Source organism: Streptomyces sp. NBC_01426 (assembly GCF_036231985.1).
Classification (GTDB): domain Bacteria; phylum Actinomycetota; class Actinomycetes; order Streptomycetales; family Streptomycetaceae; genus Streptomyces.
Genome location: NZ_CP109500.1, coordinates 1,966,906 through 1,984,764, shown reverse-complemented (window position 1 = coordinate 1,984,764; position 17,859 = coordinate 1,966,906). Strand labels below are relative to the sequence as shown.

7 protein-coding genes are annotated in these 17,859 nt (G+C 74.5%); 1 reads left to right on the top strand and 6 read right to left on the bottom strand.

What is annotated here, in order from left to right; genetic code table 11:
• Nucleotides 1–54 precede the first annotated feature (54 nt).
• From OG906_RS08645 to OG906_RS08620, 6 genes are all read right to left on the bottom strand, one after another.
• The gene (locus OG906_RS08645; protein ID WP_329441465.1) at nt 55–5,346 is read right to left on the bottom strand and encodes a condensation domain-containing protein; all 5,292 of its coding nucleotides are present in this window, start codon (nt 5,344–5,346) and stop codon (nt 55–57) included.
• 4 nt (nt 5,347–5,350) lie between these two features.
• On the bottom strand, nt 5,351–7,180 hold the full coding sequence (locus tag OG906_RS08640; protein WP_329441463.1) for a non-ribosomal peptide synthetase: 1,830 nt from the start codon (nt 7,178–7,180) through the stop codon (nt 5,351–5,353).
• Between the two features lie 5 nt (nt 7,181–7,185).
• Nucleotides 7,186–8,241 carry a TauD/TfdA family dioxygenase gene (locus OG906_RS08635; protein ID WP_329441461.1) on the bottom strand — a complete coding sequence of 352 codons (1,056 nt, stop codon included), beginning with the start codon at nt 8,239–8,241 and terminating at the stop codon, nt 7,186–7,188.
• Nucleotides 8,242–8,338: 97 nt separating this feature from the next.
• On the bottom strand, nt 8,339–9,181 hold the full coding sequence (locus OG906_RS08630; protein ID WP_329441459.1) for a thioesterase II family protein: 843 nt from the start codon (nt 9,179–9,181) through the stop codon (nt 8,339–8,341).
• Nucleotides 9,178–15,567 carry a non-ribosomal peptide synthetase gene (locus OG906_RS08625; RefSeq protein WP_329441457.1) on the bottom strand — a complete coding sequence of 2,130 codons (6,390 nt, stop codon included), beginning with the start codon at nt 15,565–15,567 and terminating at the stop codon, nt 9,178–9,180. The genes OG906_RS08630 and OG906_RS08625 overlap by 4 nt, the downstream gene beginning before the upstream one ends.
• Before the next feature lie 295 nt (nt 15,568–15,862).
• Nucleotides 15,863–17,206: a helix-turn-helix domain-containing protein gene (locus tag OG906_RS08620; protein ID WP_329441454.1), complete on the bottom strand. Its 1,344-nt coding sequence runs from the start codon at nt 17,204–17,206 to the stop codon at nt 15,863–15,865.
• 475 nt (nt 17,207–17,681) lie between these two features.
• On the opposite strand from OG906_RS08620, the gene OG906_RS08615 reads away from it, so the two are divergent.
• Complete coding sequence (locus OG906_RS08615) at nt 17,682–17,855, top strand: hypothetical protein (protein WP_329441452.1); 174 nt, start codon at nt 17,682–17,684, stop codon at nt 17,853–17,855.
• Nucleotides 17,856–17,859: the final 4 nt, after the last annotated feature.

Sequence of the window (17,859 nt, the reverse complement as noted above, 5' to 3'; positions counted from 1 at the left end):
CCCGACTGCCGTCGAACCCCCGGAGCCCGCCCCGGGGGTTCGACGGCCGGTCTGCTACGCCTGCGGGACCCGCGAGCCGCCCCGCGTGCGACGCCGCAACGTCGGCGACGGGCCGGAACCGGAGCCGGCGCCGGGGCCGAGGGCGCTCGCGGCCAGCAGGGCGGCCAGGCCGGCGGGCGTCGGGTGCCGGAACACCTCGCGGAGGGTGAGTTCACGGCCCAGCTCCGCACGGACCCGGTTCACCAGCCGCACCGCGAGCAGCGAGTGTCCGCCGGACTTGAAGAAGTTGTCCTGCGCGCCGATCCGCTCGCGTTCCAACACCTCCCCGAAGAGCCGGACGAGCGCCGCCACCGGTCCGTCCTCCACGTCCGCGTCGCGGGTTTCGGACGGCGCGGGTGCCCGGGCGGCCGCCGGTCCCGTCGGTCCCGCCGGTCCCGCCGAGCCCGTCGGCAGGAGCACGGCCGAGGGGACCTCGTACTCCGGCAGCCGCTCCGCCGCCCACGCCTGGAGCTCGCCCTCCGTCACGCCGCCCGACGCGTGCGCGACCAGCCGGCCGTCCTCCACCCGCACCTGCGCCCGGATCACCGACGGATGCTCCGCCAGGACGGCCCCGACGTGCGCCGTGTCGATCCGGTAGCCGCCGACCAGGATCCGCTCGGGGCGCCGGTCCGGCGGCGCCGGCAGCTCGCCGATCCGCCGACCGGGATCGGCGGCGAACAACGCCAGCGCCTCCACCAGCAGCGACGCGAGCCGCGCCGCCCCCGAGGGGCCGTACAGGTCGCTCGCGTACTCCAGCACCCCGCTCAGCCCGCCCCCCGCGTCCTCCGTCAACGCGAAGGTGAGGTCCGACTTGGCGGACCCGGCCCCGTACGGTAACGGGACGCCGGCCAGCGGGCCGCCGTCGGCGACGTCCGGCTCCGCCGGGTTCACCTGGAGCATCACCTGCACCAGCGGATGGTGCGCCGACGAACGGTGCGGATTGAGGGCCTCGACCAGCCGGTCGAACGGCAGGTCCTGGTGCGCGTACGCCGCCAGGTCCGCCTCCCGCACCCGCGTCAGCAACTCCTCGAACGTCGGGTCCCCGGCCGTGTCCGTCCGCAGCACCAGCGTGTTCACGAAGAAGCCGACCAGCCCCGACAGGGCGTCGTCGGACCGCCCCGCGACCGAGGTGCCGAGCGCCAGGTCCGTTCCCGCGCCGCACCGGGACAGGGCCGCCGCGAGAGCGGCCTGCACCACCATGAACAGCGTGGCCCCGCCCGTGTGGGCGATCCGGGTCAGCCTCCGGTGCGTCGCGGCGGACACCGCGAAACCGGTGACCGCCCCGCGCCCCGACGGTTCGGCCGGCCGGCGCCGGTCCGTCGGCAGGTCGATCAGCGGCGCCAGCCCGGCCAGCGCGGTCCGCCAGTGCTCCACCTCGGCGTCCGCGTCCGCCAACAGGTCCCGCTGCCACAGCGTGTAGTCCGCGTACTGCACCGCGAGCGGCTCCCGCAGAGGCGCGCCGCCCGCGCACCGGGCCTCGTAGGCCGCCGACAGGTCCGCGAGCAGCGGACCCGTCGACCCGCCGTCGGCCGCGATGTGGTGCAGCAACAGCACCAGGGTCTGCGGACCGTCCCCGTCCGGCAGGAACAGCCAGGCACGCAACGGCAGGTCGCGCGTCAGGTCGAAGACGTGCCCGGCGGCCTCGTCCACGGCCGCCGTCACATCGACCGGCCGGCCGAGCACCAGCGGAGGCCGCGCCCCCTCCAGCACCCGCTGGTACGGCTCCCCGCCCTCGATCCCGTACACCGTGCGCAGCACCTCGTGCCGCTCGGCGACGTCGGCCAACGCCTCGGCGAGCGCCGCCGGGTCCAGGGGCCGGTCCAGCCGCCGCACCAGCGCGATGTTGTACGCGGCCGAGGGACCCTCCAACTGGTCGACGAACCACAGCCGGCGCTGGGCGTACGACAGCGGCAGCCGCGCGGGCCGCTCCGCGTCCGGTACGGGAAGCAGCGCGGGTCGCGTCGCCCCCGCGGCCGTGCCCAGCCGCCGGTGCAGGGCGCTCGCCGTCGGCGCCAGGAACAGGTCGCGGATCCCCGCCTCCACACCCAGCACGGCCCGGATCCGGTTGACGAGCCTGCTCGCGAGCAGCGAGTGTCCGCCCGACTTGAAGAAGTTGGCGTCCGCCGCGAGGTCCTCGCGGCCCAGGACCTCCGCGAACAGCCCGCACAGGATCTCCTCGCGGGGCGAGAGCGCCCCGGGGGCGACCGGCGCCGACTCCCGTACGGCCGCCACCGCGGCGGCCCGCTCCAGCCGGTCCCGACGCTCCTCCAGCGCCCGCAGCTCCGCCGGCGACAGCAGTTCCCGTCCGGTCGGCCGCGCCCCCGGGTCCGCCGCGAACGCGCGCAACGCCCGTACGTACACCTCCAGCAGCAGCCGGGCCGTGTCCTCGTCGAACAGGTCCTCGGCGTACTGCAGGTGCACGTCCAGCCCGTCGGCCCCGCCCCGCGCGTCCCGCCGCTCGGCGCAGTGGAAACTCAGGTCGAACTTGGCCGCGCCCAGGTCGGTGCTGCCGGCCCGGCCCTCGATCCCACCCAGGCGCACCCGGTCGTCGCCCGCGTCCCGCACGGTCAGCATCACCTGGAAGAACGGATGCTCGCCCAAGGCACGCCCCGGCGGGGCGAGTTGCTCGACGAGGACGTCGAACGGCAGGTCCTGGTGGTCGAAGGCGGCCAGGTCGGCGTCGCGCACCCGCTCCACCAGCTCGGCGACGGTCGGCTCGCCGGACAGATCGGTGCGCAGCACCAGGGAGTTGACGAAGCAGCCGACCAGCTCGTGGAGGTTCTGGTCCGCGCGTCCCGCCACCGGGGTGCCGATCGCCAGGTCCTCCCCGGCCCCGGTGGCCGACAGGGCCACCGCCAACGCGGAGCGGGCCACCATGAACAGGCTCGCCCGGCCGGAGCGGGCCAGCCCGGCCAGCGCCCGGTGCTCCGACGCCCCCAGGGTCGCGGACAGCGTGGCCCCCCGACCGGACGGTTCGACGGGCCGCGGCCGGTCGGCCGGCAGCGCGGTGCGGGCCGGCAGCCCGTCCAGGGCCTCCCGCCAGAAGTCGAGGAGCCGGTCCGGTTCCGCCGTCAACGCCCGTTGCCAGAGCGCGTAGTCGGCGTACTGCACCGGGAGCGGCGTCCACCGCGGCGCCCCGCCGGCGCGCCGGGCCTCGTAGGCCTCGCCCAGGTCCCGCAGCAGCGGCGCGATCGACCACCCGTCGGTGGCGATGTGGTGGACGAGCAGCACCAGCACCGACGTACCGTCCCCCGGCAGGAACAGACGCGCCCGCAAAGGGAGTTCGTTCTCCAGGTCGAAGACCTCGCGGCCGAAGCGGTCCACGCGCGCGTCCAGCTCGCCCGGCGGGCAGTCCACCACCTCCAACGGTGCCTCCCGGACGGTCAGGACCCGCTGGTACGGCTCCCCGCCCTCGGACCCGTACACCGTGCGCAGCACCTCGTGCCGCTCCAGCACGTCCCCCAGCGCGGCCGCGAGCGCGACCCGCTCCGGGACCCCGTCCCACCGGATCACCAGCGGCGCGTTGTAGCCCGCCGACGGGCCCTCGATCCGGCCCACCAACCACAGGGCCCGTTGCGCCGCCGACAGCGGGACCCGCTCCGGCCGGCCCGCGACGGGCACCGGCGCCGGCCGGGCCGCCGCCGCGGCGCCCCGTTCGGCCAGCCGCCGGTGCAGGGCGCTCGGCGTCGGCGCCAGGAACAGGTCGCGGATCCCCGCGTCGACCCCGAGCGCGCCCCGGATCCGGTTCACGAGCTTGCTCGCCAGCAGCGAATGCCCGCCGCTGCGGAAGAAGTTCGCGTCGGCGGCGAGCGTCTCCCGGCCGAGCACCTCGGCGAACAGCCCGCACAGGATCTCCTCGCGCGGGGACAGCACGTCCCGCCGGCCCGCCCCGGACGCCGGCGGCGCCGCGTCGTCCGGCCGACGCGCGCTCCGCGCGGCCAACCCGCCCGCCTCCTGCGGCGACACCAGGCCCAGCTCGGCCGGCCGGGCTGCGGGCCGGGCCGCGAACCCCGCCAACGCCCGCACGTACACGTCCAGCAGCAGCCGGGCCGTGTCCTCGTCGAACAGGTCCGTCGCGTACTGGAGGGCCACCTCCAGCCCCCCGGGCCGCCCCTCGGCGGTCCGCCGCTCCACGCAGTACCAGGTCAGGTCGAACTTGGCCGCGTCCAACGCCACGTCCGCGAGCCGCCCGCGGATCCCGCCGGCCCACTCCACCGGACCGGCGGCCTCGCCGCCCGTGTCCACGGTCAGCATCACCTGGAAGACCGGGTGGTGCCCCAGCGCCCGCTCCGGGGCGAGCCGCTCCACCAGCAGGTCGAAGGGCAGGTCCTGATGCGCGTAGGCCGCCAGGCTCGCGTCCCGGACCCGGTCCAGCAGTTCGCCGACGGTCGGCTCCCCGGACAGGTCGGTGCGCAGCGCGAGGGAGTTCACGAAGAACCCCACCAGCTCGTACAGGTCCTCCTCGGGCCGGCCCGCGACCGGGGTGCCGATCACCACGTCCTCGCTCGCGCCGACGGCGGACAAGGCCGCCGCGAGCGCCGCGCCGGCCGCCATCGTCAGACTCGCCTGGTGCGCACGGGCCAGGGCCAGCAGCCCCTCGTGCGACGCCGCGTCCAGCCGGGCCGTCACCATGGCCCCCCGTCCTGACGGCTCGGCGGGACGCGGCCGGTCCGCCGGCAGCGCGATCACCGGCGGGGCGCCGTCCAGCACGGTCCGCCAGTGGGCCAGCTGTTCGGCCGCCAGACTGTCCGGGTCGGCCGGATCCCCGAGCAGCTCGTGCTGCCAAGCGCCGTAGTCCGCGTACTGCACGGGCAACGGCTCCCAGCCCGGCTCCCGACCCGCGAGGCGCGCACCGTACGCCACCGACAGGTCGCGCAGCAGGGGGCGTACGGACCACCCGTCGGTCGCCACGTGATGGATCAGCAGGACCAGGACCGAGGTCCCGTCGCCGGGGCGCAGCAGCCGCGCCCGCAGGGGCGGTTCACGGGTGATGTCGATCGGCTGCCGGACGAACGCGGCCACCGCCGCCTCCACCTCGCCCGGCGCGCAGGCCCGGACGGTGAGCCGGGGCACGGCCGCCGACTCCCGCACGACCTGGTGCGGTTGCGCGTCGGCGTCGGCCGGCAGCACCGTGCGCAGCACCTCGTGCCGCTCCACCACGTCGACCAGCGCCAGGCCGAGCGCGTCGGCGTCGGGCTCGGCGTCCAGGTGCAGCACCACCGGAGCGTTGTAGGTGGCCGACGGCCCGTGCAGCCGGCCAAGGAACCACAGCCTGCGCTGCGCGAACGACAACGGGATCACGGTCATGTCCTCAGCCGTCCTGGCCCGACGGGGCCGGACCTGCGGCGGCCGCGACGAGCGTGTCGATGTGGGAGGCCAGGTCCCGCAGGCGCGGGTTGGCGTACACGGCCTTCACCGGGAGCGAGACGCCCAGCTCCGCGCGGACCCGCGACACGAGCTTGATCGCGAGCAGTGAATGGCCGCCCAGCTTGAAGAAGTTGTCGTCCGGACCGATGCGCGAGGCGCCCAGCACGGCCGCCCAGACACCCGCGATCAACTCCTGCGAGCGGGTCAGCCCGCCGGCGGCCGGCGGCGACTGCGGGGAGGCGGCGACGGGCGCCGGCAGCGCGGCCCGGTCGATCTTCCCGTTGGGCGTGGTCGGGAAGCGGTCCACGGGCACGAAGGCCGACGGAACCATGTACCCGGGCAGCGCGGCGGTCAGCGCCGAACGCAGTGCCGCCTCGGCGACCGGCTCCACGCTCCGGTGGTAGGCCACCAGACCCGGCGCCCCGTGCACCTCGTCCCGCAGCAGCACCACGGCCTCCGCGATCCCCGGCAGCGCGGCCAACACCGCCTCCACCTCACGGAGTTCGATCCGGTGGCCGCGCAGCTTGACCTGCCCGTCGGCCCGGCCGAGGTAGCCCAGCCGGCCGTCCGGCAGCAGCCGCACCAGGTCACCCGTGCGGTACATCCGCTCGCCCGAGCCCCCCGGGTCGGCGACGAACCGCTCCGCCGTCAACCCCGGCCGACGCCGGTAGCCGCGCCCCACCCGCGGGCCCGCCAGGTACAGCTCGCCGCTCTCGCCCTCGGCCACCGGGGCCAGCCGTCCGTCGAGCACCCGCATCCGCAGGCCGGGCAGCACGGTGCCGATGTGCGGCTCGTCCGCCGCGTCCACCCATCCCGCCGTGGAGTCCACCGTGCACTCGGTGGGCCCGTACAGGTTCACCGTCCGCAGCACCCCGGCCGCACCGCGCTTGCCGAGCCGACGCCACAGCGCGGGGCCGATCGCCTCGCCGCCCACGAGCAGGGTCAGCGGGCGCGGCCCGCCGTCCGCGGTGAGCAGGTCCAGCAGCGGATCGGCGTGCGAGGGCGTGATGTCGAGATCGGTCAGGGCCTGCTCGTCGATCAGCCGGGCCAGCAGCGCCGGATCCGCACGCGTTTCCTCGTCGATCATGACCAGGGTGTCGCCGCGGCAGACCCGCACCCACTGCTGCACGGAGGCGTCGAAGGACGGCGAGGCGTTCCAACCGACCCGCCCGCCCTCGGTGACCGCGATGCCCGCGTCCTCCAGCTCGGCCAGCAGCGCGGACGCCGCGCCCCGCACGATCTCGACGCCCTTGGGCCGGCCCGTGGAACCCGAGGTGTAGATGACGTAGGCGAGGGTCTCGGGGGACACGGCGACCGGCGCGAAGGGGCGGTCCCGGGGACCGGGCGCCGTCAGGGCGGCCACCGCCAGGTGCGGCGTCCCCTCGACGAGCGGCTCCGGGTCGGACGTGGTGACCACCAGGTCGGCCCCCGCGTCCTCGACGAGGTACCGGCGCCGATCGGCGGGCAGCCTCGGGTCCACCGGAAGGTACGCGGCCCCCGCGCACAGGGTGCCGAGCAGCGCGGCGACCAGCTCCGTGCCGCGCGGCAGGGCCAGGGCGACCACGCTCTCCGGGCCGATGCCCCGCTCGGCGAGCCGGCCGGCGACCCGCATCGCCTGGGCGCGCAGGGCGCCGAAGCTCAACGCGCGGTCGCCCGCGACGACGGCGGTCCGCGCGGCGGGCACCAGGGCCAGCCGGTCCAGCAGGTCGGGGGCGGCGAACGGCACGGGACGCGCCACGAGGGTGCTCGGGCGCTCGGGAAGAACGGCGGTCACGGTGATCACTCCCCGGCGGGCGCGCTGTGGACGGTGGTGGACGGCAGGGTGGCCGGGGCGCAGTCGGCGAGCGCGACCGGCTCGCCCATCGCGACGAGGATCTTCCGGTCGCCCTTGAAGGCCTCGCGGCCGTGCGCGCACAGGATGTTGTCGACGATCATCAGATCGCCCGCCTGCCAGGTCTCCCGTACGGTCACCCGGTCGTAGACGGCGTTGATCGCGTCCACCTCGGCGTCGGTCAGCCGGGACCCGTCACCCAGGTAGGTGTTGAAGGGCAGCCCGTCCTCGCCGTACGTCTCCACCAGCACCTCGCGGACATCGGGGTCCAGGGTCCGGCTGTTCCAGAACGCGAAGTGGTTGAACCAGGTGCGCTCACCCGTCACCGGGTGCGTGACGATCGCCGAACGCCGCTGCCGGGTGATCATCGAGTCCCCGTCGTCGACCCACTCGTAGCCGACCGTGTTCTCCTCGCAGTACGCCTCCGCCACGGCCTTGTCCTCGGTCGCGAAGGTCTTGTACCAGGGCAGGCCCGCCAGTTCGGAGTAGTTGCGCACCAGGAGCCAGCCGGCCCGCTCGAACCGCTCGACCAGCTCCGGCGGCAGCAGACGCAGCGCCTCCCGCATGTCCCCGACCGTGGTCGCGCCGCCCTCCTCGGGGGCGATCACGCAGCCGAACAGCAGCACGCCGGGGAAGTCGAGGGTGTAGCTGTTCTCGTTGTGCAGCCGGATCGGCTGCACCGCCGGCAGATCGGTGGAGGAGAACACGCCCTCGCCGAAGTCGGTGCGCGGGGTGGCCTTCTCCTTGTAGCCGGCCCGCTGCCGGATCAGGGCGTCCCGCGCGACGGCGAACGAGGCCGCGTCGGTGACGGGCAACCCGCGCAGCAGGACGGCGCCCGAGCGGTGCAACTCGGCCTGAATCGCCTCCCGGTGGGCGGTCAGCCAGGCGACGGAGGCGTCCAGGTCGGCGCCGGCGGGGGTGTGGACGACGACGGGCCGGCCGGGTTCGCGGACCGGGGTGATCCCGGCGGAGACCTGCGCGTGGGCCACGGTGGTCAGGGTCATGAGGAGTCCTTCAAGGGTGCGGAACGAAACAACGGGGAAGGGCGGGGCACGAGCCGGGACCGGCGACGGGCGCGGTGCTGCGGAGGCGGGGCGAGGGTCAGACCGCGGTCGGCGCCTGCACGTGCCCGCCGACGACCGAGGCCAGCACGGCGAAGAACTCCGGCAACTGCCGCTGGAAGTAGAAGTGGCCGCCCGGCAGCACGTACGAGGTGAACTCCCGGTCGGTGATCCGCGCCCAGTTCCCCAGCGCCGCGGCCGGCGCGACCGGGTCGGCGTCGCCGCCGATCACCGTCACCGGGCAGTCCACCCGGGCGGCCGACTCCTCGCAGCGGTACACGTCGTCGATCGCGAAGTCGGCCCGGATGGCCGGCAGGATGATCTCCCGGAGCTCCGGCTCGTCGAGGATGCCGTCGTCGGTGCCACCGCGCTGCTTGATGGCGGCCACCAGCGCGTCGTCGTCCAGGAGTTCCGGGTGCACGGCGGCCGGGTTCGCGAGGAACGGCGCCCGGCAGGCCGAGGCGACCAGCGCCCGCGGGGCACGGCCGGCCGCCTGGAGCGCGCGCACCACCTCGAAGGCGACGAGCGACCCCATGCTGTGCCCCAGCACCACCAGGTCGTCGGTGGCCCCGGCCGGCAGGGCCGCCACCACCGGGCCGGCGAGATCGGCGACGTCGCGCGGGAGGTCCTCCGCGAAGCGGGCGCCGCGCCCCGGGTACTGGCCGATCAGCAGGCGTACGTCGGCCGGCAGGTACGCGCGCCACTCGGCGTACGCGTGCGCGTTGCCGCCGGCGTGCGGCAGGACCAGCAGCGAGGTGCGCTGCTCGCCCTCGCCGGGCAGGTCCCAGACCACGTCGTCGGGGGCGGGGGTGAAGGCCGGGGACCGGTCGTCGTGGGCGTGGTTCAGGTCGTTCAGGTCGTTCAGGTCGTTCAGGTCGTTCATGAGGAACTCCGTTCCTGATCGGGGGTGCGCCGCCGCAGGGCCGGCCGGCCGCGGCGCGGCGCGGCGGCGGGCCCCGACCGGGCCGTCAAGGCCTCGACGTGCTGGGCGAGGGCGGCGGGAGTGGGGTGCTGGAAGATGTCGCGCAGCGTGAGGGTGACCCCGTGGGCGGCGCCGATCCGGTTGGTGAGGCGGGCGGCGAGGAGCGAGTGGCCGCCGTGGTCGAAGAAGTTGTCGTCGATGGACAGCGGGGAAGGGGTGCCGAGGGCCTCGCCGAACCAGTTCCGCACGGACTCTTCGAGCGGTGTGCGCGGGGCCCGCCCACCGGGCGTGGTCACGGCCTGCGGCTTGGGCAGCGCGGTCTTGTCGATCTTTCCGTTGGGGGTCAGCGGCAGCCGGTCGAGCGGGACGACGTAGGCCGGGACCATGTGGTCGGGCAGGAGCGTGCGCAGCCACAGGCGCACGTCCTGCGCGGTCAGCTCCCCGGTCGTCACCACGTAGGCCGTCAGCTGCGGGGTGTTGCGGTGGTCCGGGTGGGTCGCGAGGGTCGCCTGGGCGATGAGGGGGTGGGTGGTGAGAACGGTTTCGATCTCGGTGGGTTCGATGCGGAAGCCGCGGATCTTGATCTGGGTGTCGGTGCGCCCCATGTAGTGCAGGTTTCCGGCGGCGTCCCAGTGGGCCTGGTCGCCGGTGCGGTACAGGCGGGAACCGGGCGGGCCGAAGGGATGCGGGACGAAGTGTGAGGCGGTCGTGCCGGGTTGGGCGAGGTAGCCGTGGGCGAGGCCGTCGCCCGTCAGGTACAGCTCGCCGACGGTGCCGGCCGGGGTCGGCCGGAGGTGGGCGTCGAGGACGTAGGCGTGCTTGTTGGTGAGCGGCCGGCCGATCGAGACGGTGACGGTGGGTTCGGTGGCGGGTTCGATGGTGTGGGTGGTGGTGAACCCCATCGACTCGGCCGGGCCGTAACCGTTGGTGATGGTGATGCCCGGGTGGACGCGGTGGAGCCGGTGGACGTGGGTGGGCGAAGCGGGTTCACCGCCGGTGTAGACGATCCGGGTGGTGGTGAAGGTCTCGGGGTGTTCGTCGGTGAGGTGGTTGAAGAGGCTGGAGGAGAGCTGGAGCATGGTGACGGCGTGCTGCCGGGAGAGCGCCGAGATGACGGCGGGGTCGGGGCGTTGGCCGGGTTGGAGAACGGTGCTTCCGCCGTGGAGCAGTGCTCCCCAGAATTCGAGGCTGAAGGCGTCCCAGGAGACGGGGGAGCACTGGAGGAAGACCTCGTCGGGGCCGAAGCGGGCGTAGGTCTGGGCGGTGAGGGTGGAGACCAGGTTCCGGTGGGTGGAGAGGATGCCTTTGGGGCGTCCGGTGGATCCCGAGGTGAACATCACGCAGGCGGTGTCGGCCGGGCTCAGGGTCACGCCGAGGTTCCCTGACTCGCGGCCGGCGATGGCGGTGTGGTCGGCGTCGGTGCGCACGGTGGTCCAGGGGCCGCTGATGCGTCCCGCTTGCCGGGTGTCGGTGACGAGGACGCGGATGTCGGCGTCGTGTGCGGTGCGGGTGAGGCGTTCGTCGGGGAACTCGGGGTCCAGGAGGGCGTAGCCGGCGCCGGTTTTGACGACGGCGAGTACGGCGACGGCGAAGTCGAGTCCGCGGTCGAGGAGGATGCCGGCCAGGTCGCCGCGGCGCAGGCCGTGTGCGGTGAGGTGGTGGGCGAGGCGGTTGGCGCGGGTGTCGAGTTCGCCGTAGGTGAGTTCCCGGCCGCCGAAGAGCACCGCGGGTGCCTCGGGCCGCAGCCGTGCCTGTTCCTCGAAACGGTCCGTGAGGGTCGCCTCGCCGATCTCCGCCCGGGTCCCCGTCCACTCCTCCACCACCTGCCGCCGCTCCGTCTCCCCGAGCAGCTCCAGCTCCGACAACCGCGTCCGCGGCCCGGCCGTCGCCTGCTCCAGCGCGCGGCGCACCCTCGCGACGAGACGCTCGACGGTCTCCTGCTCGTACAGGTCGCAGCGGTACAGCACGGCCCCCGTCAGACCCCGTTCCTCGTCGGCCCGCAGCAGGAACTCCAGGTCGAACTTGACCGCGCCGGTGGCCAGCGGCTCGACCGGCCCGGCGTGCAGCCCCGGCAGCTTCGGCGCGACCGACGGACCCGACTCCAACGCCAGGCAGATCTGGAACAGCGGGTGCCGGGCCAGGGAACGCGCCGGATTCACGGCCTCCAGCACCAGGTCGAAGGGGGCGTCCTGATGGGCGAAGGCATCCAGGTCGGCGCCGCGGACCCGGGCCAACAACTCACGGAACTCCGGATCGCCGGACGTGTCCGTGCGCAGCACGAGGGTGTTGACGAAGAACCCCACCAGCGCCGACAGCGCCTCGTCCGACCGGCCGGCGACCGGCGACCCGATCGGGATGTCGGTCCCCGCACCCGAGCGGGTCAGGGTCGCGGCGAGCGCGGCCTGTACGACCATGAACGGGGTGCAGCGCTCGGACCGCGCCAACGCCACGATGCTTCGGTGGAGTTCGGTCCCGAAGTCCACTCGGACCACACCCCCGCGCTGCCCGGCGGTCGCCGGCGCGGGCCGGTCGTGGACCAGCGCCAGCTCCTCCGGGAGCCCCGCCAACGAGGTCTTCCAGTAGGCGAGTTGCTCATGGAGCGGCCGCCCGGTGAGGGCGGTGCGCTGCCAGAGGGCGTAGTCGGTGTAGGTGACGGGCAGCGGATCCCAGTCGGGCGCCCGGCCGTCGAGCCGGGCCGCGTAGGCCGTGGAGAGGTCCGCGAAGAGCGGCCCGAGCGACTGGCCGTCGGTGGCGATGTGGTGCAGCAGGACGAGGAGGGCACTGTCCCCGCCGTCCGTCCGCAAGAGGGTGACCCGCAGGGGATGTTCGGCCGTGAGGTCGAAGGAGTGGCCGGCCGCCGCGAGGAGTTCGGCGTCCAAGTGCTCCGCCGGGACGTCGCGCACCCCGAAGACGGGCGCGACGGGAAGCGGATCGATCACCTGGTACGGATGTCCCTCCGCGGTGGCGAACCGGGTCCGCAGCGGCTCGTGGCGGGCGACGAGGTCCCCGAACGCCTCCCGCAACGCGTCGCCATCCGGTCGCCCCTCCAGGCGCACCGCCAACGGAACGTTGTACGAGGTTCCCCGCCCGCCCAGTGCCTCCACCAGCCAGAGCCGCTGCTGGGCGAAGGACAGCGGCAGCCGCTCCGGGCGCTCCTCGACACGGGTCAACGGCGGCAGGGCCGGTCGCAGCCCGGCGTCCTCGATCCGCCGGGCGAGGGCGGCGGGAGTGGGGTGCCGGAAGACGTCCCGCAGGGTGAGGGTCACCCCGAGGGTGGCGCCGATCCGGTTGGTGAGGCGGGCGGCGAGGAGCGAGTGGCCGCCGTGGTCGAAGAAGTCGTCGTCCATGGACAGGGGGACGGACGCACCGAGCACCTCGCCGACCAGCGTCCTGACGACCTCCTCCAGCTCACTGCGCGGCGCCCGCCCGCCCACGGCCGGGAGCGCCTCCACGGCCGGCAGCGCCCGCCGGTCGATCTTCCCGTTGGGGGTGAGCGGCAGCCGGTCCAGAACGGCGAACCGCGCGGGGACCATGTGATCGGGCAGCCGCTCGCGCAACCACGCCTTGAGGTCACCCGGGCTCGGCGCGGGCCGCGGCCCGGACGTGAGCGTCACGTACGCCGTCAGCCGTTCGTCGGCATGGACCAGCGTGGCCTGGTTGACGAGGGGGTGCGTGGTGAGGACCGTTTCGATCTCGGTGGGTTCGATGCGGAAGCCGCGGATCTTGATCTGGGTGTCGGTGCGTCCCGTGTAGTGCAGGTTTCCGGTGGCGTCCCAGTGGGCCTGGTCGCCGGTGCGGTAGAGACGCGATCCGGGCGGGCCGAAGGGGTGGGGCACGAACCGGTCCGCCGTGGTGGCGGGTTGGGAGAGGTAGCCGTGGGCGAGGCCGTCGCCGGTCAGGTACAGCTCGCCCGTGGTGCCGTACGGGACCGGACGCAGCCGCGCGTCCAGCACGTACGCGTGCTTGTTGACGAGCGGCCGGCCGATCGGGACCGTGCCGGCGGGTTCGGTGGTGGGTTCGATGGTGTGGGTGGTGGTGAACCCCATCGACTCGGCCGGGCCGTAACCGTTGGTGATGGTGAGGTGGGGGTGCAGCAGACGGAGTCGATGGACATGGGTGGGGGAGGCGGGCTCGCCGCCCGTGTAGACGATCCGGGTCTTCGCGAACGTGTCCGGGTGTTCGTCGGTGAGGTGGTTGAAGAGGCTGGAGGAGAGCTGGAGCATGGTGACGGCGTGCTGCCGGGAGAGCGCCGAGATGACGGCGGGGTCGGGGCGTTGGCCGGGTTGGAGAACGGTGCTTCCGCCGTGGAGCAGTGCTCCCCAGAATTCGAGGCTGAAGGCGTCCCAGGAGACGGGGGAGCACTGGAGGAAGACCTCGTCGGGTCCGAAGCGGGCGTAGGTCTGGGCGGTGAGGGTGGAGACCAGGTTCCGGTGGGTGGAGAGGATGCCTTTGGGGCGTCCGGTGGATCCCGAGGTGAACATCACGCAGGCGGTGTCGGCCGGGCTCAGGGTCACGCCGAGGTTCCCGGCCTCACGGCCGGCGATGGCGGCGTGGTCGGCGTCGGTGCGCACGGTGGCCCAGGGGCCGCTGATGCGTGCGCCCTGGCGGGTGTCGGTGACGAGGACGCGGATGTCGGCGTCGTGTGCGGTGCGGGTGAGGCGTTCGTCGGGGAACTCGGGGTCCAGGAGGGCGTAGCCGGCGCCGGTTTTGACGACGGCGAGTACGGCGACGGCGAAGTCGAGTCCGCGGTCGAGGAGGATGCCGGCCAGGTCGCCGCGGCGCAGGCCGTGTGCGGTGAGGTGGTGGGCGAGGCGGTTGGCGCGGGTGTCGAGTTGGCCGTAGGTGAGTTCCCGGCCGCCGAAGAGCACCGCGGGCGCCTCGGGCCGCAGCCGTGCCTGTTCCTCGAAACGGTCCGTGAGGGTCGCCTCGCCGATCTCCGCCCGGGTCCCCGTCCACTCCTCCACCACCTGCCGCCGCTCCGCCCCACCCAACAACTCGATCCGGGACAGGGGGAGTCGGAAGCCGTCCAGGGCCTGCTCCACGAAGTGCAGGAACCGGTCCTGATGGCCGGCCACGGCCTCGATGTCACACACCTCGGGCGCCGCGTCGAAGTCGATGCGCAACCCGCCCTCCGGACCGAGGTCGTACACACCGACCGCCAGATCCTCGACGGGCCCGTTGCCCAGGTTGTGCTGAGTGGTCGGGAACCCGCAGAAGCGCATCCCCGGCGTGAACGCCATGATGTTGACGAGCGGAGCCGTGATCCGCCGCTCCGTCTCGCCCAGACCGAGGTCACGGCACATGTCCTCGTACCGGGTGCGCTGGTGCCGCAGGCCCTGCCGGGTCTCCGCCACGACCGAGGTCAACAGCTCGGCGAGCGTCCCGTCGGCAGCGACCCGCACCCGCAGCGGGACCACGTTCGACGACATCCCCGGCGTACGCCGGGCGAGTTCGGTCCGCCGGCCCGTCACCGGCAGCCCCAACACCGTCTCCGCACTCCCGCTGACCCGATGCGCGTACGCCGCCACCAGCGAGATCACCAGCATCGTCCACGGCGCCCGGTGCTCGCGGGCCACCTCGCGCAGCCGGTCCGCCCGATCGGGCGCCATCACCACGGTCCGACGGACGAACGGCAGCGCGCCCGGCTTCGTACGGCCGGTGTGCCCCTCCCCGAGCCGCGGCGTCTCCGGCAGGTCGGCGAGGTGTGCGGCCCAGTGCGCCCGGTCGGCGTCCCCCTCCGCCGAGGTCCGGTACGCCGCGTCCTCGGCCAGTACGTCCGACAGCGCCCCGAACGGGCTCGGCCCCCAGGGCTCCCCGGCGGACGCCGCCGCGTACAGCTCCACCAGGCGCTGGTCGAGCAGGGCCACCCCCATGCCGTCGATCGCGAGGTGGTGGAAGGCGTGGAAGTAGCACCACCGCTCCTCGCCCAGCCGGATGAGGGTGTGCCTCGTCAACCAGTCCTCGGCCAGGTCGAAGGGCCTGGCCAGTTCCGCCGCCATCCACGCGCGGGCCGCGGCGGTGGGATCCGGTTCACCGCCGAGATCCATGAACTCCAGTTGCCGGCCCACCGGTTCGGGGTGGACGAGTTGCCACAGACCGCCGTGCTCGTCCGATCCCGTCCCCCGGATCCGCAGGACGTCGGCCTCCCGGGCGAGTCGGTACCAGGCCCCGGCGAGGACCTCGGGGTCCAGGGCGCCCCGGATCTCCCGGTACTCCCCGATGTTGTAGCGGCAGCCCGTGGCGTCCAGCCCGTGGGCCATCCAAATGTCGCGCTGCGCCGCCGACAGGGGCAGCCGCACAGCGGCGGGCCCGTGCGCGGTGCCCTGTTCAGAGGCCTTCGGGGACATGCGGATGCTCCTAGGAATCGTTGCCGTGGCGAAACAGGGGGGACACCGATGCGCGCCGGGTCCGTGGGGTGGCCGTCCGGGACTCGTGGGGTGGCCGTCGGGTGGTCGTCGAGCCGTACGTCATCCAACCCGCGGCCCGCCGGCCCGGGCGGCAGTTGCTCCGGCACTCCGGCAGCAGTTGCCCCGGCACTCCGGCACTCCGGCACTCCGGCAGCCGTGCTCCCGGCTTCCGACAGCGGCACTGCGGCGGCGGCACTGCGGTAGCCGTGCTCCGGCAGCCCTGCTCCCGCAGAAGTCAGGAGGCGGCGGAGACGGAGACGACCGCCCGTGCCCGGCAGGCGGTCCGGACCAGCCCCGGTACCCGGAAGTGCGCACCGTCGACCTCGTGCGCGGCCCGCACGGCCCCGCTGATCAGCAGTTCCCGCAGCAGCCGGCCGGAGCCCGGCAGGTCACGGCCGGTCAGCGCGGTGATGCCGGTCAGCGTGAACGCGTCGTCGGCGCCGGCGCAGAGCGCCTCCAGCAGGCCCCGCGCCCCCGGTGTGAGCCGGTCCGGCAGCGCGTGCAGCGCCGCCCGCAGGCGTCCCGTGCCCTCGCCGCCGCCGAGGTGGTCGAGGAGGGCCGCGGGGTCGGCGTCCAGGCTGCGGCACAGGGCGTCGAGATCGCACAGCACCAGCCAGGACGCGGCCGCGGCGAGCGCTCCCGGATGGCCGTCCAGGCGGCGGCAGATCCACGCCGCCCGCTCCAGATCCGCCGAGGTCGCGCCGAAGCCGGGCCGGACCCGCCGGACGTGGTCCAGGAACACCCGCACGGCCGGGGCCGCAGAATCGACCGCCCCCTCGACCGGCACCGCCAGGGGGGAGAGCAGGAAGATCCGCTCGCCCGGTATCTCCCACGGCCGGTCCGAGGTGACCAGCAGCCGCAGGCCGGGGCAGGCCCGCAGCAGCGCCGTCAACAGGTCGAACCGGGGCGCGGCCGCAGGGGCACCATCGAGGACGAGTAACGCGGGCCTGTCGCCCAGGAGTTCCGCGAGCGCCGACACGGCCTCCGCGTCCTGCGGGTCACCGCCTCCGCCTGCGGGGCCGTGCCCGGAGGTGCGCTCGGCGGAAGCCGGGTCCGCGGTGGCGCACAGCCGGGCCGCGACGGCCGCCGCCCGGGCCGGCACCGCACCCTCCCCGGACGTCAGGTAGTCCGCCGCGGCGCCGGGAAAGGCGTGCCACAACACGGGCATCCCGGCCCGGTGCAACCGGTCCGCCACCTCCAGCGCCAATCGGGTCTTGCCCACCCCGCCGAGCCCCACCACGTGCGCCAACCGCTCCGCGCCCGCCCCCAACTCCCGCTCCAGGAGCCCCGCCTCGGCATCCCGGCCCAGGATCGCGTGCAGGGCCGTCGGCGGCGCGGGCGGCTCCGTCCACCCCTGCGCACCCGGCCGGCCCTGCTGCGCGGCCGCCTCCAGCGCTGCGCGGGCCCGCGGGCCCAGCCGCAGTGCGTCCGCCATGAGCCGCACCGTGTCGGGGCGCGGACGTCTCGCCTTGCCCTGCTCCAGATCGCGGATGGCCCGCACACTGATCGTCGACAGGTCGGCCAGTTCCCGCTGGGTCATGCCGATGCGCAGCCGGTGCCCTCTGATGAGGGCCCCCACCCGCGAGGCCTCCCGCACCGCCCCGTCGTCGGGGTCCGACGCGTCCTGCGCGCGGCGGGTGCCGCGCGGGTCGGGCGTGCCGTGTGTGTCGTGGGTGTCGTTCGTGCCGAGTGGGGTGAAGGGGGGCCGCGCACCGTGCGTCCCGTACGGGGGTGTCGTGCGGGCTCGTGTGGGCGGCGCTGCGAGCGGTGGTGTGAGCTGTCATGTGGGCGCTCCCGGCTGCGGTGGTGGGGGAACGGGCGGGCCTGGGATGACGGGCCCGGTTCCTGTTCCCATCGTCGGCAACGCGCTATCGCGCGGGCATCGTCCGACGGCCGGGCGCCGCTATCACGGGGACGCGAAAGCGCGGGTCAACGGTGATAGCGCGGCGATAGGAGCGGGGCCGGTCCGGGGATTCCGGCCGTTCCTAACGTGAGGTCCAGAAAGCAGGAAGCGCCCCGGAACCACCGGAGCGCACCGATGAAAGGACCCCGACATGAGCGTCACCCACGCCTTCCGCGCCGCCCTCGTCACCGTCGCCATCGCCGGAGCCGCCACCCTCGGGGCGCAGGCCGCCCACGCCGCCGGCCCGGCCGGCCTCACCGCCGTGGCCGGCGCCTCGCACGCCGCGTCGGCGGGCGCCTCCACCAACACCAACCCGTGGGACTGACGCC

Excerpts from the sequence above, each read along its gene's own strand:
- OG906_RS08645 (WP_329441465.1), bottom strand. The coding sequence starts at position 5,346 with ATGACCGTGATCCCGTTGTCGTTCGCGCAGCGCAGGCTGTGGTTCCTT.
- OG906_RS08635 (WP_329441461.1), bottom strand. The coding sequence starts at position 8,241 with ATGACCCTGACCACCGTGGCCCACGCGCAGGTCTCCGCCGGGATCACC.
- OG906_RS08625 (WP_329441457.1), bottom strand. The coding sequence starts at position 15,567 with ATGTCCCCGAAGGCCTCTGAACAGGGCACCGCGCACGGGCCCGCCGCT.
- OG906_RS08630 (WP_329441459.1), bottom strand. The coding sequence starts at position 9,181 with ATGAACGACCTGAACGACCTGAACGACCTGAACGACCTGAACCACGCC.
- OG906_RS08615 (WP_329441452.1), top strand. The coding sequence starts at position 17,682 with ATGAGCGTCACCCACGCCTTCCGCGCCGCCCTCGTCACCGTCGCCATC.